Origin of the sequence: Niallia sp. FSL K6-0212, assembly GCF_038007605.1 — a bacterium.
Taxonomy (GTDB): Bacteria; Bacillota; Bacilli; order Bacillales; family Cytobacillaceae; genus Niallia; species Niallia circulans.
In genome coordinates, this window is record NZ_JBBOXL010000001.1 from 4,272,734 (window position 1) to 4,294,539 (window position 21,806).

Here is a 21,806-nt window from a genome sequence, read left to right on the forward strand (position 1 = left end):
CTAAGTCAGAGCCTGTATTACTTTTGTTAAATTAGTTTTTTACTACGTTAGCAGCTTGAGGTCCGCGTTGACCTTCTTCTATGTCAAAACTTACTTCTTGACCTTCGTCTAAAGTTTTGAAACCTTCAGTTTGAATAGCGCTGAAATGTACGAATACATCTTGTCCTTCTTCTGTTTCGATGAATCCAAAACCTTTTTCTGCGTTAAACCATTTTACTTTACCTGTAGCCATTTCTTGTTTCCTCCTATGTGCTTTATGCACAAATGTATTACTATCCTTGCTCGTAGTAAAAAATAAAGAAATATGTATTTCTCAACTATTTTCTAAAGAACAAAAATAAGTCTCCTTAATAGTAACAGGTTAATCTGCAGAAAGCAAATCTTTGAACGATTATTTTTCAATTTTTTAAAATAAATTCCTTATTTTGGATTACTCAGTTAAATAATCGCGGTAATATAACTCAACAAAGACTAGTTTAGCTAACAATAACGGAATATTAATAGATGTGCCTACCCTACTAATTAACTTACTTCCATGGACTTTTTTGTCTGTAAGTTTTCATCCACCAATGTTGGGGAGTGAGATTTCTCCTTTAAATGCGAAACTGATTTCGTATTTCTACTTTTGGATGAGTAGTATTTTTCTTTCTTATAATTTCCTTCATGAAATCATTAAAAGCGATTGTCTCCATTATAATCTCTCCTTTAAAGTAACCCCGATTCAAAATGGAATCCGGCTGATTTCTAATAGTTACTTTTATAATTATAAGTTGACATCTTCTTTTGTTAAGTTTCCATATTAACATTTAAAACACACTTTATCCTTAGTATTTTTTACGTTATTTTCAAAATAAAAGAGGGTCAGACATAAGTATTTCAACCCAATATAACCCCGAACAATTACACGTACATATTAGAAAATATTCCTATAATTGTTCGGGGTTTTTATGTATTTTAAGAAAAAAGATTTGTGGTAATCACCCGCAGACTGAATACACTTCGCTTTCCATGGGGCGAGCGCCAAGCCTCCTCGTTCCTGCGGGGTCTTGGACTTTCTCGCAGCTCCCATAGGAGTCTACGTGTATTCAGTCTGCTCTATTTTTTCCTAGTAATTGTAGTTTGCTTAAAAACTAAATAAGCTTTAAAAAAGGAGTGAAATGGAACGGAGGATACTCGACTCCTGCGGGAAGCAGAGCAAAGCCTAAGACCCCACAGGCTTTAACCGAGGAGACTTAGGTTGCTCCCCCGCGCATCGTGTGTCTGTAGTGTAAAGGAACGAATTGGTTTCACCACTGAATTAGAGATTATTCGTCTTTATCCAATATATATTTTGTTTTGTCCCACCCTCTTTTTATGAAAATTAACTATCTTTATAGAATTTAAAGAATAATAATTTGGTTCCTTCACTAAGATTCATTCTCTTTTTTAGTCCACTTTTTAATAATTCCATGATATACACTTAGGAAAAAGTAGTAAATGCAAAGAATAATTGCTACTTCAGATGGAGTACTATGATAAGGTCTATCATCAAATATCCCATATAGTAAAAATACAGTAAAGAAGATAACAGGATAAACGACAAAAGAATAAACAAAATTCTTTAAAAACATTATCCTCAGTCCTTTTATTTCAAATGTGATATTTAGCTACATTGCGTGTGAAATATACTAGAGTAACAGCCATTGATAACGCATTATTTTTAACACCCATTTTTAATATTCTTTTAGCTATCTTTTTATAATTTCCATCCTTAACATATTGAACCAAAGTTGTATTAGCTGCAATTGATAAAGTATCCCTATAATTATCCTTTATTTTTTTCAAATACAACCATCAATTTATCTCGCTTATTTTGACTTGGATACCAAGAAGGAGTTCTACTAATTGAAAACGTACTAATTAAATCTGAAGATTTTGTAACTTCTTCATTAGATATATCTAAACTCTCTTTCTTTAGTTGCTCAATATTTTCAGCCATTCCAAATGTCTCATCATACTTTTCAAAATTAATATGTGAAACATAGGAAAAATACTCCAAATCTTTTCACTTTCATATACATTCTGAACTATCCTAATTGAATATATTACTACTATATAATAAATTGGGGTTTTTTAGGAATTAATACATCTCTCTTTAACAACCACTGTATACTTACCACATCTTGTAAATACTTAATGTAATTTCTAATATGACTTGATTTGGCCTTACTTGCATCATCAATCTTAAACTCGTTTTATAAGTACATTGCGAAGAGTTAAAGTGTTTGTTCTTAACTTGCGAGGTTTTTCTTGGATAAATGTTTAGAATCGCAATACAACATAAAAGAATCGATTTGATAGTCCATTTCGCTCATACTCAAAAGAAAAAGCACCTCCTAAATTATCGAGTTTAATACAAACTCAATAAACTAAGAGATGCTTTTATAAATTGCTATTTAAAATATTGTTAGTTGGTCAGTAAAGTTATCGGCTACATCACTTGTGACAAGTTGTAAACAATTTACCGTTTCTCTAAAACCCTCTTCTACCAACAGCCCTAACCCTCTCAAGAAGCCTTATGTTCCAGCCTTAATTTATCTGCCACAATCGCGATAAATTCTGAGTTAGTCGGTTTTGCTTTAGACATGCTGACAGTGTAGCCGAATAAGGATGAGATGGAGTCGATGTTGCCTCTGCTCCATGCCACTTCAATGGCATGACGGATTGCCCGCTCGACTCGGCTTGCTGTTGTATTAAATTTCTTTGCGATATCTGGATACAATACTTTTGTAATGGATCCTAATAATTCGATATCATTATAAACCATGGAAATGGCTTCGCGTAAATAGAGGTATCCTTTAATATGGGCAGGAACTCCAATCTCGTGAATAATACTTGTAATGCTTGCGTCCAAATTCTTCGTTTTTGGTTCTTGTGTTTTGAAAGAAGAAGAAGATTTTCTGACAAATCCGGTTGTTTTGCCACTTACTTGGCGAATATGGCTTGCTAAATACTCCATATCAAACGGTTTTAAAATAAAATAAGAGGCACCTAATTCAACCGCTTTTTTTGTAACATCTTCTTGACCAAAGGCAGTTAACATAATCACGTTAGGCATAGGTTTATTCATTTGACGCATTCTTTCTAATACGGCTAAACCATCTAAATGAGGCATGATAATGTCTAGCACCATCACATCTGGTTCAAGCTGCTCCACTAGTTCTAAACACTCCTGGCCGTTATGCGCTACACCAATTACTTCCATGTCGTCCTGAGCATCTATATACTCTTCCAATAATCCTACCAGTTCACGATTGTCATCAACAATGCATACTTTTATTTTCTTCAACGATTGTTTCCTCCCTCAATCCAAATGTCTCTAATTTTATCTATATTTTTATTCTAAAGGACATTTTCGACAAAGCAACCAAAAATCCTTTGATTTTATAAAAAAAACTTAAAAAATAGGAAAAACCCTATTAATTCTCTCATTTTCTCACGTTTTCGACTGATTTCGATACATTTCATTTTTTTGTCGAAAAATCTTTATGGCTATATTATACACAACACTAGGCTATAGCAAAAGCAATCAAGTTACTTATCTTCCATATAGCCAAACACTTCTTTATTTGGAAGAAAAAATTATGACTTTTTTATGAATATTTTCTTGTTGGGATACAACTTTATACGGTATTATTAAAGTTGGACAAAAAAACGTCTAGTTTTTTTGTTTTTACCTTTATCTGCATAAAACAGATAAAGGTTGCACAAATTTATTAAGTATTTGTGTTTTCATTTTCCCAAAGTATAGAAAGGATTTTTTTATGGAGAACGTCACTAAGGAAAACAACACTTATAAAATACTATGGAAGCTAACGAGACCGCATACGTTAACAGCTTCTTTTGTACCAGTTTCCATTGGTACGGTATTATCTTTCCCTCATGCCTCAACAAACTGGGGTTTATTTTTTGCCATGATGTTTGCTTGTTTGATTATTCAAATCGCAACCAACTTATTTAATGAGTACTATGATTATGTAAGAGGAATTGATACTGCTGATTCAGTAGGAATAGGCGGAGCAATTGTTCATCATGGGATGAAGCCAAAATTAGTTTTAAATATGGCGATCAGCCTATATATACTTGCACTACTTTTAGGTATTTATATTTGTTCTAATACTTCTTGGTGGATTGCATTAGTCGGCTTACTCGGTATGGCGATTGGCTATTTATATACAGGAGGCCCGCTTCCAATAGCTTATACACCTTTTGGAGAAGTGTTTTCTGGTATATGTATGGGATGTATCTTCATCCTTATCTCTTTCTTTATCCAAACAGGTCACATTAGCCAAGAAAGCATCCTTATTTCTGTTCCAATCGCTATTCTTATTGGTGCGATTAATTTATCGAATAACATTAGAGATATTGAAGAGGATACATTAGGCGGCAGAAAAACGATTGCTATACTTATCGGCTTTAACAAAGCGGTTAACCTACTTGCGGCATTATTTATCTTATCCTACCTCTGGATTATTATTTTCGTTGCTCTCGGTTTCTTTAGTCCTTGGTTATTAATCGTACTGCTTAGTTTCAAAAAACCATTAGATGCCATTAAGGGCTTTAAAGGAGATCGAAGCCAAACACCGATTGCCATGAAAAACACTGGTTTAACAAACACCATGTTTGGATTGTTTATCACAGTTGGTTATTTGTTAGATTTTATCATGCAAAATATGTAGTAGTATAATGTCTCATGTAAAAGGATTGTCGATTCATCCTTTTACATGAGACATTTTAATTTTTATGAAGCTTTTTGCCCTTTTTCATATATATCGATTCCTGCCTCATTTAACATCCATTCAATGTGAACTCCATATCCGCTTGTCGGATCATTTACAAATACATGGGTTACAGCACCAATGACCTTACCATCTTGAATAATTGGACTTCCGCTCATTCCTTGAACGATACCGCCTGTTTTGCTTAATAATTCTTTATCTGTCACTTTGATGACTAGCCCTTTTGTTGCAGGATACTTTTGAGGTACAGAGCTTACTACTTCTATATCAAATAGCTTCACCTGATCATTATCCACAACCGTTAAAATTTGCGCTGGTCCTTCTTTCACTTGGTCTGATAACGTAATCGGCATCGGCTTATCCATTATTCCATTTTTAATTTGTTTATTTAATACACCAAATATTCCAAAAGGACTATTTGTTTTGATATCCCCGATTATTTCTTTATCTTCTGAAAATCTCGCTAATTTTTCACCAGGATTTCCGTTACTTCCTTTTTCAATACTTGTTACAGTAGATCTTAGTACTTCTCCATCATCCACAACGATTGGTTTTTTTGTATCCATATCTGAGATTACATGTCCTAAAGCTCCATATTTCATGGAATCTGGGTGATAGAAAGTCATTGTTCCAATCCCAGCTGCTGAATCCCTTATATAAAGCCCTAATTTAAATATGTTATCCCCTTTTTCCTTTAAGGGCATTAACTTTGTTTTAAACTCCTCTTTCTCTCTTTTTACAACCAACTCTAAAGGTTTGTTTCCTTCGCCTGCTTTTTGAACAAAAGGTGCTACATCTGCCATTTTTTCTATTTTCATTCCATTTATTTCGACTATCATATCGCCAACTTTTATCCCGGCCTTTTCACCAGGTGATTGCTTTCCTTCTTCTGTATTTACCTGATGGTGCCCAACCACCAGTACGCCAACAGTATTTAGTTTCACCCCAATGGACTGACCACCGGGAATTACTTTAAAGTCTTTAAGAACATTCACATCCACTTTTTTTATTGGAAAACCTGCAAGTTCAAGCATCATCTCATCTTTCCCACTAACTTTTCCTTGCAAGGAAAATTTCCCTTTTTCTTGACTTAATGCAACAACCGAATCTTCGTCTGCCACATTTGCTGTCACAGAAATCGCCTCACTATTGTTGATCTCCATTGATTGTCCTTCAAACAATGTAATGCTTTTTGGGATATGAAGATATTCTTGAAATGATTGATTACATACTAAAGATATTAATGAAACAAGGAGAATCCCACCAATTATTTTTCTAAGGATATCACTTTTCAATTCACTTCACTCTCCTCGCTTCTTTTCACCACTACTTCTCCGGCTACATTTATAAGTTTGCCTGTAACAGCATCATTTATAACTGTTAAAAATTTTAAATACCTACCCATAATGGATAATCCTTGCAATTAGTTTCCCACGCACCATTAAATAGACAACTCTTCATAAGAATAAAATAAACCTCTGCACATATACAGAGGTTTTACGTGTCTATATTTTATTCTTAGCTTTTTGCGCTAATTTTAACAGTTCTTTTGCATGTTTTTTTGTTAATTCCGTAATTTCCGCTCCTGAAATCATTCGTCCGATCTCTTTTACCTTATCTTGCTGCACTAATGGTGTGACAGACGTAGATGTGCGGCCATCCTCAATTTTTTTTGCGATAAATAAATGGGTATCTGCCATTGCTGCCACCTGCGGCAGATGGGAAATACAGAGCACTTGAGAATCAACCGACACATGGTGGATTTTTTCAGCGATTGCTTGTGCTACTCTTCCACTCACCCCAGTATCTACCTCATCAAATATGATGGATGTCACCCCTTGATGCTTAGAGAAAATGCTTTTTAAAGCAAGCATCATTCTGGAAAGCTCTCCACCGGACACAATTTTGGATAGTGGTTTTAACGGTTCTCCAGGATTTGTAGAAATGTAAAATTCCACTTCATCTATCCCTTTTTTCGTAACATTGTTCTCATCAGCATGAATTCTTACTTCAAAAACAGTCTTTTCCATGTAGAGTTCTTTTAATTCTTGATGAATACTATCTGTCAGACGAAGAGCTGCTCTCTTTCTTAAGGCAGTCAATTCCTTTGCTTCCACTAAAAGATCTTTTTTAAGAGAAGCTAACTCCTTTTCCAATAAATCGATATGGGTTTCTTTATTTTGTAATGTTTCTAATTCTTCCTCTATTTTTGCAGCATACTCTAGGATCTCTGCTACTGTTTTTCCATATTTGCGTTTTAAGGTATTGATTTCATTTAGTCTTGTTTCAATCTCATTTAACCTTTCGGGGTCATATTCTAGGTAATCTAAAGCACTTCTCATCTGTCTTGCAATATCCTCTAAAATATAATAGCTATTGGAGACAGACTCAGCCATATCCTTGTATTCAGTGTCTAAGCTTGCAGCTTCCTCCATATTCCCCATGACCTCACCAAGCCAATCCAGCCCTTTTTGTTCTCCCCTAAGAGCAGTATAGCCTGTTTGTATGCTATCATAAATTTTCTCGAAATTGCTTAATTTCTTCCTTTCTTCTAACAGCTCATCATCTTCATTAATTTTCAAATGAGCACTTTCAATTTCATTAAACTGAAATTGTAATAAATCAAGTCTTTGAGCCATTTGCTGTTCATTTTCTGTTAAATTCATTAGTTTCTTTTGAGTTTGAGTATAAGAGCGATAAATTTCTTCATATTCTTCTAAAACAGGAGCTAATTCTCCCATTGCAAAAGTATCCAGCAACTGTAAGTGCTTCGTTTCATCCATTAATTCTTGATGTTCATGCTGACCATGAATATCAATTAAAGTGGAACCTATTTCTCTTAATACAGCGATTGTGATAAGCTTGCCATTTATCCGGCAGACACTCTTACCAGATAAAGCTATATCTCTTCTTAATACAATAGCACCCTCATCTATATCGATACCAAACTCATTCATTTTTTGAAAACAAGGATGACCGTCTTCTATATAAAATAGCCCTTCTATTTCTGCTTTTTCTTCTCCATGGCGAACAAATTCCGCCGAACCGCGTCCTCCAACTAATAAATTGATCGCATCAATAATGATAGACTTTCCTGCACCTGTTTCACCAGTTAATACGGTCAGTCCCTTTTTAAATGATATGGATAGACTTTCAATGATTGCAAAATTTTTAATCGATAATTCACTTAGCAATTAATGTCCCCCCAAATTAAAGCATATCAAGAAAACGATCACTAATTTTCTTGCCATCATCTGCAGTGCGACAAATAATTAGACAAGTATCATCTCCACAAATCGTTCCTAATATTTCATCCCAATCAAGATTATCAATTAATGCTCCGATCGCTTGTGCATTCCCTGGCAGTGATTTTAGGACAAGCAAATTTTCAGCTGAATCGATTTTCACAAAGGAATCCATTAACATTCTTTTTAATTTTTGTAATGGATTAAAGCGCTGATCAGCTGGTAAGCTATATTTATATCTGCCATCCTGAAGTGGCACTTTCACTAAATGCAGCTCTTTAATATCTCTTGATACAGTAGCTTGTGTTACATTATATCCAGCACTTTTCAGTTCATCTACTAATTCGTCTTGTGTTTCGATATCATTATTCGTAATGATTTCTCTTATTTTTATATGCCTCTGGCCCTTATTCATATATTCCATCCTTTATCATTGGTTATCATTTTTATTCCATATGTATCACTTTTTATTAAAAGTATTTGTTCCTTATCATACGTTCATTCGATTTTTTTAGACAATCTTCCTTTTATCTATTTTACCGTGTTTGTTCGTCTTTTTACAAGAACAAAGAAAACAAATTACATCTCCGCTCTATCTTTATTCATGATAGACAAACCAAAAAGGGTCAGCCTGCATGGAGAACCTTTCTATTAGCATCCCACGTTACTAATAGTTCTCTTGCTGCAGTCAAACCCTTTTACATAGCTTATTCTTCCGTTTCTTTTTTTGCTTTCAATTCGGAATGTGCCGCTTCTACCGTCTCTTTTATTTGAAAATAATGCGTTTTTTCCTCTGCACGCTCATCCCAATAGAGGTGGAGTAAAAATTCAATATTTCCATCTCCGCCTGTAATTGGTGAAAATGATAGGTTTTTAACAATATATCCTTCTTCTATAGAAAAAGCTATAATTTTCTCTAAAACGGACTCATGGACTTTACGGTCTCTGACAATCCCTTTTTTCCCAACTTGTTCTCTTCCAGCTTCAAATTGCGGCTTCACTAAAGCAATAACATCACTGCCGGATACTAATAGTGTCTTTAAAACTGGTAAAATTAGCTTTAGCGAAATAAAAGAAACATCAATTGAAGCAATATTCGGCATCTCACCTTTTAAATCGACAGGAGTTACATAACGAAAGTTGGTTCTTTCCATGACAATCACACGTTCATCTTGTCTAAGCTTCCACGCTAATTGATTATAGCCTACATCTAAGGCATAAGATTGTTTTGCACCATTTTGCAGGGCACAATCCGTAAATCCTCCTGTCGAGGAGCCAATATCAAGTAAGACTTTATCTTTCATATCGACATCAAATATTTTAAGTGCCTTTTCAAGCTTTAAGCCACCTCTTGACACATATTGAAGTGTCTTTCCTTTAACAGATAACTTAGAATCTGTATTTATTTTTTCACCGGGTTTATCTAGTCTATTCTCTTCACAGTAGACAATCCCAGCCATTACAGCTCTTTTTGCCTTTTCCCTTGTTTCGAATAAACCTTGCTCAACTAATAATACATCAATTCTTTCTTTCTTCATGAATGCTCTAAGCCCTCTTTTGTTTTTTTCTAGCAATGGCTGAAATTCTTTTTACAACTTCCTCTTTTGTTAAATTTATTTCTTCTAATAATGAATTTACATCTCCATGTTCAATAAATTCATCTGGAATTCCCATGCGATCTATTACATTTGCTCCAAAACCATGGTCATGGGCATATTCGATACAATAACTTCCAAATCCGCCTTGCAGTACTGCTTCTTCAATCGTTAAAATTGGTATTTGCTTTTTCAATAAGTCAGAAAGCATTTTCTCGTCTAACGGCTTAATGAATCTCGCATTTACCACTTTAACATGAATCCCTTGTAATTCAAGCTGGCTGGCTGCTTCCATTGCCATTTCAATCGTTGTTCCAAATGTAAGAATTGCAGCATCAGAACCTTCTCTTAATACTTCCCATGTACCAATTGGAATCGTCTTTAATGTAGAATCAAGCTCCACACCAATCCCATTTCCCCGCGGAAATCTCATCGCAATTGGGCCATCATTGTACTGGATAGCCGTATTTACCATGTGCTGCCCTTCATTTTCATCCTTTGGCATCATTAAAACCAAGTTTGGCATATGACGTAAAAACGCAATATCATAAATACCTTGATGGGTTTCTCCATCTGCTCCTACTAAGCCGGCACGATCGATGCCAATAAAGACATTTAATTTCTGGCGGCAAACATCATGAAGCATTTGATCATATGCTCTTTGTAAAAATGTCGAATAAATGGCTAAAAACGGCTTCATTTTTTGTGTGGCAAGTCCAGCTGCTAATGTTACAGCATGCTGTTCCGCTATCCCGACATCAAGCATTCGACTAGGAAATTCTTTTGCAAATGATTCCAATTTTGAACCAACTGGCATGGCAGGAGTAACAGCAACGATTCGCTCGTCTTTTCTTGCCAACTTTAACACTGTATCACTCACTAGTTTACTCCATGCAGGTGCAGTGATAGCAGGTTTTACAAAATCTCCTGTCTCAATCTTATAAGGACCTGTTCCATGCCATGTACCGATTTTATCCTTTTCAGCTGGAGAAAATCCTTTGCCTTTTTTCGTAATGACATGCAGTAAAACTGGGCCAGATGTTTTCTTTGCATAGTTTAACTGTTCAAATAAGTCGTTATAATCATGACCATCTACTGGACCTAAATACGTAAAACCTAACTCTTCGAAAAAAACACCGGAAACTAACAAATATTTAAGACTATCTTTAATTCTTTCAGCAGTTGCAGCCATCTTGCCACCTACGGCAGGAATTTTCTTTAAGAGCATTTCTAGTTCATCTTTTACCCATTGATACTTCCCAGCAGTTCTTAATCTGCCTAATACTTGGTGAAGAGCACCAACATTTGGAGCAATCGACATTTCATTATCATTCAAGATAACAATCATGTTTTTCTTTTCATCGCCAATATGATTTAGTGCCTCGAGAGCCATACCCCCTGTTAAAGCTCCATCCCCAATAATAGGAATGATGTAGGAATCTTCCTTTTTTAAATCTCTTGCAACAGCCATACCCATTGCAGCAGATAAGGAAGTAGAGCTATGACCTGTTTCCCATACGTCGTGCTCACTTTCATTCATTTTTGGAAAACCACTTAAGCCTTTGTATTGTCTAAGCGTATCGAAATCCTTAGCACGGCCAGTTAATATTTTATGAACATAAGATTGGTGACCTACATCCCAAAGAAATTTATCCTTTGGGCTATCAAAACATTTATGAAGAGCAATGGTTAATTCCACCACTCCTAAGTTCGGACCAATATGGCCGCCAGTTTGAGAAAGTCTATTAATTAAAAAGTGACGGATATCTTCACTAAGGATATTCAGTTCCTCGTTCGATAATCCTTTTAAAAATGCTGGATTTTCTATTGACATTAAATCCATTTGTAACAACTCACTTTCATTCAGTATATAACCAATAAAGCGATGAAAACCACTCATTAATTGGTATATCTTCCTTCCGTTTAACCATTTCTTTTTGTCAAGATTGTATTATATATTAGAATACCTTATTTTTATCAAAAAACCTAATTTATTCGTATTATTAAATATGTATTATACCATTCCTTCACTGATAATAGTAGTAATTCTACATAGTTAGCACACAGAAGACTTTCCGTGCTTAAAAGAAGGATGCCTCAAAGCGGAGCATCACTAGCGCATTTTACAAATTTATCTTTTGAAAAAGCTCTAGTGATGTCAAATATTGAGACACCCTGATATGTGTTATTCGTTATTCTAAATTTCCCTTATATATATTTCGCTTAGTTTTATTATATACCATCTATAAAAAGCTTTTAAACCGTTTAAAGAGGATATTTTAATTATTTCTATAGGCAATTAAATCTGTAATTTCTTCTAATAGAAAGCGATCAAAATTTAAACCGGCTAGAAGACCTTTAGCCTGTTTAATATGCAAATCCAATTCTCTTTTTGCTCCATCCATAGTTAATATTTTCGGATAGGTGCTTTTGTGGTTATCCATATCGCTGCCAATTGGCTTTCCAATCACTTCTTCATCCCCTTCTAAATCGAGAATGTCATCTCTAATTTGGAAGGCTAAGCCTAGATGATAAGCAAAACGTTTTAATGTTTCTAACTCCGCGTCAGCAGCATCTGCTAATATCGCGCCAATTAAAATACTTACTTCTATTAGCTTTCCTGTTTTATGTAGATGTATATGTTCAAGATCTCTTTGATTTAAAGTCTTGCTTTCCCCTTCAATATCGGCAATTTGTCCACCTACCATCCCTTCTGCTCCAGCTGCTTTTGCTAAAAAGCCAATACTAGTAAGAATCTTTTCAGATGGAATATTTTGTTTTGTCATATATGTCATCATTTGAAAACTATATGTAAGAAGTGCATCTCCTGCTAGAATAGCTGTCGCTTCTCCGTAAACTTTATGATTCGTCGGTAAGCCTCTTCGCAGGTCATCATCATCCATACTTGGTAAATCATCATGAATCAAAGAATACGTATGAATCATTTCAATGGCAGCTGCTGGAAGCAAACCTTCAAGTGGATCTTTTCCAAATGCTTGCAGGGTAGCAAATAAAAGCAGCGGCCGGATTCTCTTCCCCCCTGCATTTAGGGAATAGAGCATAGAATCTTTTAAACTGGAAGGAGCATTAAGCTTTTCGACATTTTTCTTTAGTTCTTTTTCCAGTACTTCTTTATAGTTTTTTGTAAATGCTGACAAAGAAATTTTATTCAAGTGTTATTCCTCCTCAGCGATGGAAAAAGGTTGTTTTTTGCCGTTTTCTAGCACTACTTCTGCTAATTGTTCTTCGACATTTTTTAATTTTTCATGACAGTATTTAGAAAGCTCCATTCCTTTTTTATACGTGTTGATAGCCTCTTCTAATGGAACATCTCCTTCTTCTAGTTTTTCAACGATTCGTTCTAATTCTTCCATAGCTTCTTCAAAGGTTGGCTTATTTTCTCGATTAGTTGCCATGTTTATCTCTCCTTTATCTCCATAATTTCTGCCTCTACCGTACCATCAGCCAAGTTTAATTCAATATGCTCCTTAGGCTTAACTTGCTTTATACTAGCTATTAATTTCCCATTTTGATCATATGCTACATTGTAGCCTCTTTCCATTATTTTCAACGGACTTAATGCATCCATCTTTCCTATTGTCGAAAGAAAAGACTGCTTTTTTGCTTGAAGAATAAGCTCCGTATTACGAATCATGTTTTTTTGTAAATTAGCCAAATCTTGTTGGGCCTTCATCACATATTGATGCGGGTGATTCCTTACTAGCTGCTTTTTTATTAATTGATGCTGATTATTCTTTTGCTCAAAAACTCTTTGAACATTACGTATTAATAATTCTGTCTGTTTGTCTAATTGCTCCATTTTTTGATCGTATAAAACTTTAGGATAACGAAAAGCATAGGAACGTTTAATTCTATTTAAACGTAACTTTTGCAATTCTACTTTTTCTTTTATCCCTCTTATTAAACGGCTTTGTCTAGACAAAATCCTTTCCACCAGCTCATCGATATGAGGAACAGCGAGCTCTGCTGCACCAGTTGGTGTCGGTGCCCGCATATCTGCAACGAAATCTGCAATGGTAAAGTCTGTCTCATGACCGACAGCAGAAATAATGGGAATTCTGGAAGTGTAAATGGCTCTAGCAACGATTTCTTCGTTAAAAGCCCATAATTCTTCAATGGAACCGCCACCCCTGCCTACTATGAGGACATCAATTGCAGGAGACTCCTGTTCATTCGCCTGTTGAATCGCCTTTACAATAGAAGGAGCCGCTGTTTCACCTTGTACTAACGCGGGGTAAATCTGGATGTTAGCAATCGGATAGCGTCTTTTAATGGTTGTAATAATGTCTCTAATTGCAGCGCCAGTCGGTGAGGTAATAACACCAATTGTTTTCGGATATTTAGGAATTGTCTGTTTATGGTCTGCAAGAAACAATCCTTCTTGTTCCAATTTAGCTTTCAACTGCTCATAAGCTAGATAGAGCTGACCAATTCCATCTGGCTGCATATCAACCACATACATTTGATATTGACCGCTTGATTCGTATACGGTAATACTTGCTTTAATCAGCACCTTCATCCCATTTTCAGGCGTAAACTTCATTTGCTGATTATTCCGGGCAAACATAACTGCTAAAATTCTGGCTTTTTCATCTTTTAAGGTGAAATACATATGCCCACTTGAATGCTGCTTAAAATTGGATATTTCCCCTTTTACCATGACTTGCTGTAAATGAGGATCTGCATCAAATTTTCTTTTTATGTATTTCGTCAAAGCATGTACTGTTAAATACCGTGATTCCATTTATAAAAACTCCTTATACAGGATGGAAAAAGGGGTGTAGTATCATACACCACATCCCTTAATCATTCATGTTTATAGGTTATAGAAGGAAACAATTTAGGATGATAACAAATCTTATTTGCCGATATTGCATAAAAGATTTACATTGTCCACTAATCAGCTTTTTTCATCAAACCAACGTTTCTCTTAATATTACTGATTTTCTTTTATCTTAGATAATAATCCATTAACAAATCTACCAGATTGATCATCACCATAAAGTTTGGCAATCTCCACTGCTTCATCAATCGCAACATTTACAGGTACATCATCTGCTTGTCCATAAATCATTTCATATGTGGCTAGACGTAGAATGTTTCGGTCTACATTTGCAATTCTTTCTAGCGTCCAATTTTCTAAATATTGCTTTATGGTTTCATCAATAGAAACTTGATTATTTAATACCCCATCCACTAATTTTGTAAGGTAGGGATCAGATTTTTCTCCTTCTAATACATGCTCTATTGCTGTTTCTTTGTCTATATCACTAATATCAATTTGAAATAGTGCCTGTAAGGCCTTTTCTCTGGCAGTTCTTCTCTTCATTATTTAAGCTCCTTTAAAATCCTTCCATAGGTTTAAGACAACCTATTTATCTATGCTACATGAATAATAGCATAAATAAAAACAAAACTCTATCTTACGAGAAAAAAACCTATAATTAGTTTACTATTCTGGTCATTCTCACAAAAACAAAGGCTGTCCATAGAAAAAACTTATAGAAACTAAGAGGAAGACCTATTAGTTTCTATTTTATTCTTTCCTGTTCAGCCTTTGTTATTTAAAGTCATTCTATGCTAATTTTTAGGGAGTATTATTCCTTACATTTCTTGCTGTAATTCAGGTTCTTGTTTTGCTGTTTCGAACTGAACACCAACAATATGAATATTTACTTCCTCTGTTTCCAACCCAGTCATATTGATTAATGTTTGACGAATATTATCTTGAATCTGCTGAGCAACATGCGGAATAGATACACCAAAATTCATTACGCAAAATACTTCTACTTTTATTCCTTCTTCACTGAGGTCGACTTTTATCCCTTTGTTATGGAGCTTTTTTCCGAACTTTTCCACAACGCCAGTTGCAAAATTGCTTCTCATTTGAGCTACACCTTCTACTTCAGAAGCAGCAATACTTGCGATAACCTCAATTACTTCAGGAGCAATTTCTACTTTTCCTAGACCAGTATACTCTTGGTTCATTTCTAAACTTGTTGTTTCGCTCATTACCTATTCCTCCTTTTAATCTTCTGATTTCATTAAATCATACATTTCTAAAAACTTTGTGTTGAAGTTGCCTGCCACAAACTTTTCATGATTAAGGAGATTTAAGTGAAACGGAATCGTAGTATCGACACCTTCGATTACAAATTCACTCAGTGCTCGTTTCATGCGAGAAATAGCTTCTTGTCTAGTAGATCCATAGGCAATCACTTTCGCAATCATACTATCATAGTACGGTGGGATCGTGTAACCAGGATAAGCAGCTGAATCAATACGTACTCCTAAACCACCTGGCGGTAAATACATCTTAATTTTCCCTGGTGAAGGCATGAAATTTTTCGCAGGATTTTCTGCATTGATACGGCATTCAATTGCCCAGCCAGTAAATGTAACATCCTTTTGATTATGTTCAAGAGGTTTACCTGATGCAACTAGTATTTGTTCTTTAATTAAATCAATACCTGTTACCATTTCTGTTACTGGGTGTTCTACTTGAATACGCGTATTCATTTCCATGAAGTAAAATGCTTGATTCTGATAATCAAAGATAAATTCAACAGTTCCTGCACCTGTATAATTTACTGCAGCTGCAGCTTTTACAGCAGCATCTCCCATTTTCGCCCGCATTTCTTCGGTTAATACTGGAGATGGTGTTTCTTCCAACAGCTTTTGTAATCTTCGCTGAATCGAGCAATCTCTTTCGCCTAAGTGAATGACATTCCCATAATTATCAGCAAGCACTTGTACCTCTACATGGCGGAAGTCCTCGATATATTTTTCTAAATAAACACCTGCATTACCAAATGCCGTTAATGCTTCTTGCTGGGTAATGTTAATCCCCTTAATCAACTCTTCTTCCGTTTTGGCTACACGGATACCTTTACCGCCGCCACCAGCTGTAGCTTTAATAATTACTGGATATCCTATTTCTTTTGCAAGTTCCATTCCCTCTTCTACATCTTTAATAATGCCTTGGGAACCAGGTACGATTGGCACACCAGCCTGTCGCATTGTTTCTCTTGCAACATCTTTTGTCCCCATTTTATTAATAGCCTCTGGACTAGGTCCTACAAACGTGATTTTGCAATCTCTGCAAAGTTCCGCAAAATCAGCATTCTCTGCTAAAAAACCATATCCAGGATGGATAGCATCACATCCTGTTAAAGTTGCTACACTAATTATGTTTGTAAAGTTTAAATAACTGTCTTTTGAAGCTTTCGGTCCAACACAATATGCTTCATCTGCAATTTGGACATGTAAAGCCTCACGATCAGCTTCTGAGTATATAGCTACCGTTTGAATATCCAGCTCACGACAAGCTCTGATGATACGAACAGCTATTTCTCCTCTATTTGCGATTAATAGTTTTTTTATCATGGATTAACCCCTCTTTGTTACGCCTTTACTAGGAATAATGGTTCCCCGTACTCAACAAGTTCTCCATCTTTTACAAGGATTTCTACAATTTCGCCATCTACTTCTGCTGTAATTTCGTTAAATAATTTCATCGCTTCTACGATACAAACAACAGAATCCTTTGTAACCTTATCCCCCACTTTTACAAATGCAGGAGAGTCTGGAGAGGCTGATTGATAAAAAGTTCCTACCATTGGAGAAGTAATTTTATGTAAGTTATCATCACTTGATTTTGCAGGTGTGTCTGCAACTACACTTTCCACTGCTACTTCTTTTGTTGCTTTTACTTCTTCTGGTTGAAATGTTTTTGTCACAACTGGAGCTTGTGCTGCTATTTCCACCATGTTCTTTTTAATTTCAACTTTCACGCCATCTTGTTCATATAAAAAATTGCTAATAGTCGATTCATCTATTAATTTTATTAGTTCTTTAATTTCTGAAATCTTTAACATATAATTGCACCCCTTAAAACATTCTATTAGGACTAGATACTAATATCATACGATAAGACCTTATGATAATTCAATAAGCATCTTTAAAACATGACTTTTTTGCTACTAAACCTTTTTCCATATTTTTCTCAGAAAGTTAAATCTGTAGGAAATCATCTCTCTTTCTCCCTACTTATCATACCACTATCTTTATAAAATAACTATTCAAAGCTAACCAATTAATCCGAAATCGCTTACTATTATATTTACTTTAAAAAGAGCAAAAATTAATTATCGTGAGGAGGAATGAATAGCAGAAGTTTTTCTCTAATAACCATTATTTTAAAATTCCATGCTTATTCCTTTAACGAGGCTGCTGCTCTTCGGACGCTTTACCAAATTTACTCTTCAATAGTGATAAGATTATGTTAGAGGAAATAGTTGTATTCTTCTTCCTGCTGCTTTTAGTTATTTAAAAAACTGTAGTCACTTTCTAGCAGTGATCTACAGTTTTAAACGTACTATTCGCTTTTCCCCTCTTCTTGTCCTTGCTGCTTCACAGCTCTATTTATTTCGGATCAATTTTTACCGCAACATTTGCATTTGGTGCATCCATATTTTTGCGGACTAGCTGAACGATTTCATTGGCAGCATCTGCAGAAAGTTCTTCTGCTTTCACTGTTACTTTTACTGTGCCATCATCAGCAGTCTGAACAAGTACATCTTCATAGTTTTCTGCTTTAATAAGGCTTTCCATTATCTTTTCATTATCTGTCATTTCTTGTAGTTCGTTGATTTTTTCAGTTGCTTCATTTTTTTCTTCTGCAGTTTTATCTTTAGATCCTTGAATAGTTACTAACTCTTCTTTCATTTTGTCACGTTGTTCCATTAGATCTAGGCGCATTTGTTCAAATACTGCTTCAGAATCAGTAGTAGTAACCGTGCTTTCTCCTTTGCTATCTTTCGCTGCTTCTTCTGCATCATTGCTTTTTCCTTTATTATTATCCTCTGTTGCTGCAAATTCATTTACACGGGATTCCGGTGAAGTAATATAGTATACCGATAACACCACTACCAAGCTTAACATTGTTAACAACCATACCGTTTGCTTTTTTAATAACATCTATTCTTCCCCCTTAGTTTTGTTTAGGTTGTACAGAAACTCTATGACTAGGAACATCCAGCGCCCGAGTAACTGCTTCTACAATCATCGTTTTTACTTTTATATCTCCAGCTCCTTTTGCAACAACGAGAACTCCTGCAATTTTAGGTTTCATCGTCTCCACTACAAGCGGAACTTGTTTATCCCCATTCGGTACTAATACAACTGTTTCTTCATTCGATGTTTCTTCCACATTTCGATTCCCTCCCTGAGTATCCTTTTCTTCTGTTTTCTGGATCGTTTGGGATTGGTTTTTTTCATATACTTTCTTTTCTGATCCTTCTATATTTACATAGACAATAGCGTCTTTAACCCCTGCTATCGCTGATATGGCTTCTTTAATTTCTTTTTTATATTGTTCTTCATAATCAGCAATGGTTAAATTACTACTATTGGCTTTTTGCCCAAATGTCTCTTCCGCCTCTTCAGAAGATGCTTCATTATTATAAGCAGCGACTTCTTGAGCTTTATTGTCTTTAAAGAACATATTGCTTAACAGCATAATGGCTGCTCCAAATAATACAACGATGACAATATAAGTGGTTTTCCCCTGTTTTTTTTCGTTTCCGTCGCTTGACAGAACATTTTTCAACCAGCTTAATGGCCCTTTGTCCTTTTTATCCATTTTTCCCCTCCTCCCCTCCTTCGTACATAATTACAATTGCATCATTTCGCACTTCCCACTTTTCAGAAAGAAAGGAAATAATACTTTCTGTGTCCATTTGCTTTGTTTCCTTTTTATCAAGAAGAGGTTGCTGTGTATCAATTCGAACAGGGTTTACAGCTTCCACAACATTATTGGGATCCTGGCTTTCCTTCATATGAATAACCATTTCAGTTAGATTTGCAGGAAAGCCACCCTCTTTTTCTTTGTCAATTGATAATTGAATTGAATTAATCTCCATTCCGTAATTTGCTATCAACTCCTCATTTGCATCCTCTTTTAATTGGACAGCCATTTTATTTAATGTATATTCATCAAGTGAGGCTTGTATTTCTCTTTTTTTTAATTCAATGGAATTATTCATATTTTTTTGTTCAGGTTCACCCATGGCACTAGCTGAAAACACTGCTTCAAAGTCACTGGATATCAGCTTAAATACAGGTGTTAAAATGACGGTTATTAAGAGCAGGCCTGCGACCATCTTTGCATATTTCTGAAAGGTAGAGTTAGGCAGTAGCATATCTACGACCGTTGCTAACAAAATAAATAGAATAATATTTGTAACCCATTCTGTAATAAAATTCATTCTTTCGCCCCCTTTTTACCTAACCATCATCGTTAGATTACTAGCAACAATGATCACTGTAATGCTTAGAAAAAACATCAGGGATACAATCGCAAGTGCCGCAAAGACATAAATGACACTTTTACTAATAACATCCAAACATTTAATAACAGGCCCGCCGCCAATTGGCTGTAGAATCGCTGCTGCAAATTTATAGATAAAAGAAATCATTAAAATTTTTATGGCTGGAAAAGCTACGAGAAGAAGGAGAATAACTACTCCTGCGATTCCAACCGTGTTTTTTAATAATAACGAAGCATTAATGACTGTATCTGTTGCATCGGTAAACATTCGTCCAATCACCGGGATGAAATTACCAGTTACAAACTTAGCTGTTTTGATTGTAATTCCATCCGTGATTGCAGAAGATGCTCCTTGCACAGAAATTACTCCTAGGAAGATAGTTAAGAAAATCCCTAGAATCCCAATACTAATATTACGCAGCAAATTAGCTAGCTGAGTAACTTTATATTGTTCGGACAAACTGCTGACAACATGAAGCAGCGTTGATAAGAATAATAGAGGCAGCACAATATATTCAATTAACATACCGCTTGTATTCATCAAAAATAATATAACCGGATGGAAGAATGCAGCAGATATGGCACCGCCAGAGGCTGCCATAAGCGCCAGCAATAGCGGGACAAAGGCTAATATAAAATGAGTCATATTCGAAATAGCATCACTGGCATAAGTGATAGCGACATGGAAGCTATTTAATGCCAGAATAATTAAAACCATAAAGACAATCGCATATGCCACCTTACTGATGGAGCTTTTCTCAAATGAATTCTGAAGCATTTGAAGCATGACACTAAAAATAGTCAGTAGAATTAACGAACCTAATAATTTGCCATTTACAATAATCTCGTGGAAAGCAAATTGAAGCATTCCATGGAAGAACCCTTGTAAATCAAAGTTTTTATTCCCTGTCATAAAATCATATAGACTGCCTTTTTGACTTTCTGGGAGAAAACCACCATACTCTGTTTTAATGGAATCCCAAAAAGTTGTTAATTCATTGAGATCCAGAGATTCTAGTTGAGATTCAACTAATTTTGTCGGATCCATTCCTTCTTCCTTTATTTCTTCTGCTTCTTGAGAGTCTGGTGATTCATGAGGTGAGGCTTGTACAATCGGTTGATATAGAAAAAAGAGAGCTGCCATAACGAGTAGGACGACTTTCAGCTTTGTTTTCAATTTTTTCACCTCGAAATAAGCGGTTTCCTAAGTTAATTGGGAATCATATTTAAAATAGTTTCAACTAAGACGGTTAAGATCGGAACAGCCATTGCCAATATCAATATCTTCCCTGCTAGTTCAATCTTGGATGCGATTGATCCTTGTCCCGCATCTTTTGTAATTTGCACAGCAAATTCTGCAATATAGGCAATACCAATTATTTTTAGAATCGTTTCGACATAAACGGTATTTACTTTTGCATTCAATGCGATCCTTTCCACCATTTGGATGATTGCAGCTATTTGGTCTACAAGAAAAAGAAAGATGGCACAGCCGACAAAAACAACTAATAAAAAGGCGATATTTGGCTTTTGTTCTTTTACAACGAGTGCTAAAAATGTGGAAACAAGTGCAATTCCAACTATTTGAAGAATTTCAATGATGATATCCTCCTTTACCCTTGGAATAAAAATACTGCTTTGATTTTCTGGAATAAGTCATTTACAATATTCGCTACCATAAATAGAATGTAAATAAATCCAAATAATGTAACCCACTGTGCATATTCTTTTTTGCCGACTTGGTCGAGGATTGTGTGTAAAAAAGCAACAACGATTCCAACACCAGCGATTTTGAATATAATATCGACCTCTAAACCCATAAAAGTCTCCTCCTAAA

General features: G+C 35.3%; 23 protein-coding genes. 1 reads left to right on the top strand and 22 read right to left on the bottom strand.

Features of this window, described 5'->3' with window-relative positions; all coding sequences use genetic code 11:
• Nucleotides 1-31: 31 nt before the first annotated feature.
• From MHH96_RS20530 to spo0A, 4 genes are all read right to left on the bottom strand, one after another.
• On the bottom strand, nucleotides 32-232 hold the full coding sequence (locus MHH96_RS20530) for a cold-shock protein (RefSeq protein WP_047941113.1): 201 nt from the start codon (nucleotides 230-232) through the stop codon (nucleotides 32-34).
• Between the two features lie 1,397 nt (nucleotides 233-1,629).
• Nucleotides 1,630-1,824, bottom strand: a complete 195-nt coding sequence (locus MHH96_RS20535) for a hypothetical protein (RefSeq protein ID WP_047941115.1) — start codon at nucleotides 1,822-1,824, stop codon at nucleotides 1,630-1,632.
• Nucleotides 1,805-1,978: a hypothetical protein gene (locus tag MHH96_RS20540; RefSeq protein WP_161798385.1), complete on the bottom strand. Its 174-nt coding sequence runs from the start codon at nucleotides 1,976-1,978 to the stop codon at nucleotides 1,805-1,807. Before MHH96_RS20540 ends, MHH96_RS20535 begins: the two co-directional genes overlap by 20 nt.
• A gap of 567 nt (nucleotides 1,979-2,545) precedes the next feature.
• The gene (gene spo0A, locus MHH96_RS20545; protein WP_047941117.1) at nucleotides 2,546-3,328 is read right to left on the bottom strand and encodes a sporulation transcription factor Spo0A; all 783 of its coding nucleotides are present in this window, start codon (nucleotides 3,326-3,328) and stop codon (nucleotides 2,546-2,548) included.
• Between the two features lie 475 nt (nucleotides 3,329-3,803).
• Between spo0A and MHH96_RS20550 the strand changes: the two genes are divergently transcribed.
• Nucleotides 3,804-4,718, top strand: a complete 915-nt coding sequence (locus tag MHH96_RS20550; RefSeq protein WP_047941118.1) for a 1,4-dihydroxy-2-naphthoate polyprenyltransferase — start codon at nucleotides 3,804-3,806, stop codon at nucleotides 4,716-4,718.
• A gap of 62 nt (nucleotides 4,719-4,780) precedes the next feature.
• Here the strand turns inward: MHH96_RS20550 and spoIVB are convergent, their stop codons facing one another.
• From spoIVB to spoIIIAC, 18 genes are all read right to left on the bottom strand, one after another.
• Nucleotides 4,781-6,073: a SpoIVB peptidase gene (gene spoIVB / locus MHH96_RS20555; RefSeq protein WP_047941119.1), complete on the bottom strand. Its 1,293-nt coding sequence runs from the start codon at nucleotides 6,071-6,073 to the stop codon at nucleotides 4,781-4,783.
• 210 nt (nucleotides 6,074-6,283) lie between these two features.
• The gene (gene recN, locus MHH96_RS20560) at nucleotides 6,284-7,972 is read right to left on the bottom strand and encodes a DNA repair protein RecN (protein ID WP_061798446.1); all 1,689 of its coding nucleotides are present in this window, start codon (nucleotides 7,970-7,972) and stop codon (nucleotides 6,284-6,286) included.
• Between the two features lie 16 nt (nucleotides 7,973-7,988).
• Nucleotides 7,989-8,438 (bottom strand): transcriptional regulator AhrC/ArgR, encoded by a 450-nt coding sequence (gene ahrC, locus MHH96_RS20565; RefSeq protein WP_047941121.1) that lies wholly within the window; start codon nucleotides 8,436-8,438, stop codon nucleotides 7,989-7,991.
• 292 nt (nucleotides 8,439-8,730) lie between these two features.
• Nucleotides 8,731-9,561 carry a TlyA family RNA methyltransferase gene (locus tag MHH96_RS20570; protein WP_047941122.1) on the bottom strand — a complete coding sequence of 277 codons (831 nt, stop codon included), beginning with the start codon at nucleotides 9,559-9,561 and terminating at the stop codon, nucleotides 8,731-8,733.
• Between the two features lie 7 nt (nucleotides 9,562-9,568).
• On the bottom strand, nucleotides 9,569-11,461 hold the full coding sequence (dxs, locus tag MHH96_RS20575; protein WP_047941356.1) for a 1-deoxy-D-xylulose-5-phosphate synthase: 1,893 nt from the start codon (nucleotides 11,459-11,461) through the stop codon (nucleotides 9,569-9,571).
• Between the two features lie 436 nt (nucleotides 11,462-11,897).
• Entirely contained in the window at nucleotides 11,898-12,791 is an 894-nt protein-coding gene (locus MHH96_RS20580; RefSeq protein WP_047941123.1) for a polyprenyl synthetase family protein, read from the bottom strand.
• 3 nt (nucleotides 12,792-12,794) lie between these two features.
• Complete coding sequence (gene xseB / locus MHH96_RS20585) at nucleotides 12,795-13,034, bottom strand: exodeoxyribonuclease VII small subunit (protein WP_047941124.1); 240 nt, start codon at nucleotides 13,032-13,034, stop codon at nucleotides 12,795-12,797.
• A 2-nt stretch (nucleotides 13,035-13,036) separates the two neighbouring features.
• Nucleotides 13,037-14,383, bottom strand: coding sequence for an exodeoxyribonuclease VII large subunit (gene xseA, locus MHH96_RS20590; protein ID WP_047941125.1), 1,347 nt, complete (start codon nucleotides 14,381-14,383; stop codon nucleotides 13,037-13,039).
• Between the two features lie 192 nt (nucleotides 14,384-14,575).
• Nucleotides 14,576-14,968, bottom strand: coding sequence for a transcription antitermination factor NusB (nusB, locus tag MHH96_RS20595; protein ID WP_047941126.1), 393 nt, complete (start codon nucleotides 14,966-14,968; stop codon nucleotides 14,576-14,578).
• A 275-nt stretch (nucleotides 14,969-15,243) separates the two neighbouring features.
• Entirely contained in the window at nucleotides 15,244-15,651 is a 408-nt protein-coding gene (locus tag MHH96_RS20600; protein WP_047941127.1) for an Asp23/Gls24 family envelope stress response protein, read from the bottom strand.
• Nucleotides 15,652-15,666: 15 nt separating this feature from the next.
• Nucleotides 15,667-17,025: an acetyl-CoA carboxylase biotin carboxylase subunit gene (gene accC, locus MHH96_RS20605; protein ID WP_047941128.1), complete on the bottom strand. Its 1,359-nt coding sequence runs from the start codon at nucleotides 17,023-17,025 to the stop codon at nucleotides 15,667-15,669.
• Nucleotides 17,026-17,042: 17 nt separating this feature from the next.
• Nucleotides 17,043-17,516: an acetyl-CoA carboxylase biotin carboxyl carrier protein gene (gene accB / locus MHH96_RS20610; protein ID WP_047941129.1), complete on the bottom strand. Its 474-nt coding sequence runs from the start codon at nucleotides 17,514-17,516 to the stop codon at nucleotides 17,043-17,045.
• A gap of 547 nt (nucleotides 17,517-18,063) precedes the next feature.
• Nucleotides 18,064-18,618 carry a SpoIIIAH-like family protein gene (locus MHH96_RS20615; protein WP_047941130.1) on the bottom strand — a complete coding sequence of 185 codons (555 nt, stop codon included), beginning with the start codon at nucleotides 18,616-18,618 and terminating at the stop codon, nucleotides 18,064-18,066.
• Between the two features lie 13 nt (nucleotides 18,619-18,631).
• Nucleotides 18,632-19,282 (bottom strand): stage III sporulation protein AG, encoded by a 651-nt coding sequence (spoIIIAG, locus tag MHH96_RS20620; protein ID WP_047941131.1) that lies wholly within the window; start codon nucleotides 19,280-19,282, stop codon nucleotides 18,632-18,634.
• Entirely contained in the window at nucleotides 19,275-19,907 is a 633-nt protein-coding gene (spoIIIAF, locus tag MHH96_RS20625) for a stage III sporulation protein AF (RefSeq protein ID WP_061798454.1), read from the bottom strand. The genes spoIIIAG and spoIIIAF overlap by 8 nt, the downstream gene beginning before the upstream one ends.
• Nucleotides 19,908-19,922: 15 nt before the next feature.
• The gene (spoIIIAE, locus tag MHH96_RS20630) at nucleotides 19,923-21,155 is read right to left on the bottom strand and encodes a stage III sporulation protein AE (protein ID WP_047941133.1); all 1,233 of its coding nucleotides are present in this window, start codon (nucleotides 21,153-21,155) and stop codon (nucleotides 19,923-19,925) included.
• Between the two features lie 23 nt (nucleotides 21,156-21,178).
• Entirely contained in the window at nucleotides 21,179-21,574 is a 396-nt protein-coding gene (gene spoIIIAD, locus MHH96_RS20635; RefSeq protein ID WP_047941134.1) for a stage III sporulation protein AD, read from the bottom strand.
• A gap of 8 nt (nucleotides 21,575-21,582) precedes the next feature.
• Nucleotides 21,583-21,789, bottom strand: coding sequence for a stage III sporulation protein AC (gene spoIIIAC, locus MHH96_RS20640; protein WP_016204918.1), 207 nt, complete (start codon nucleotides 21,787-21,789; stop codon nucleotides 21,583-21,585).
• Nucleotides 21,790-21,806: the final 17 nt, after the last annotated feature.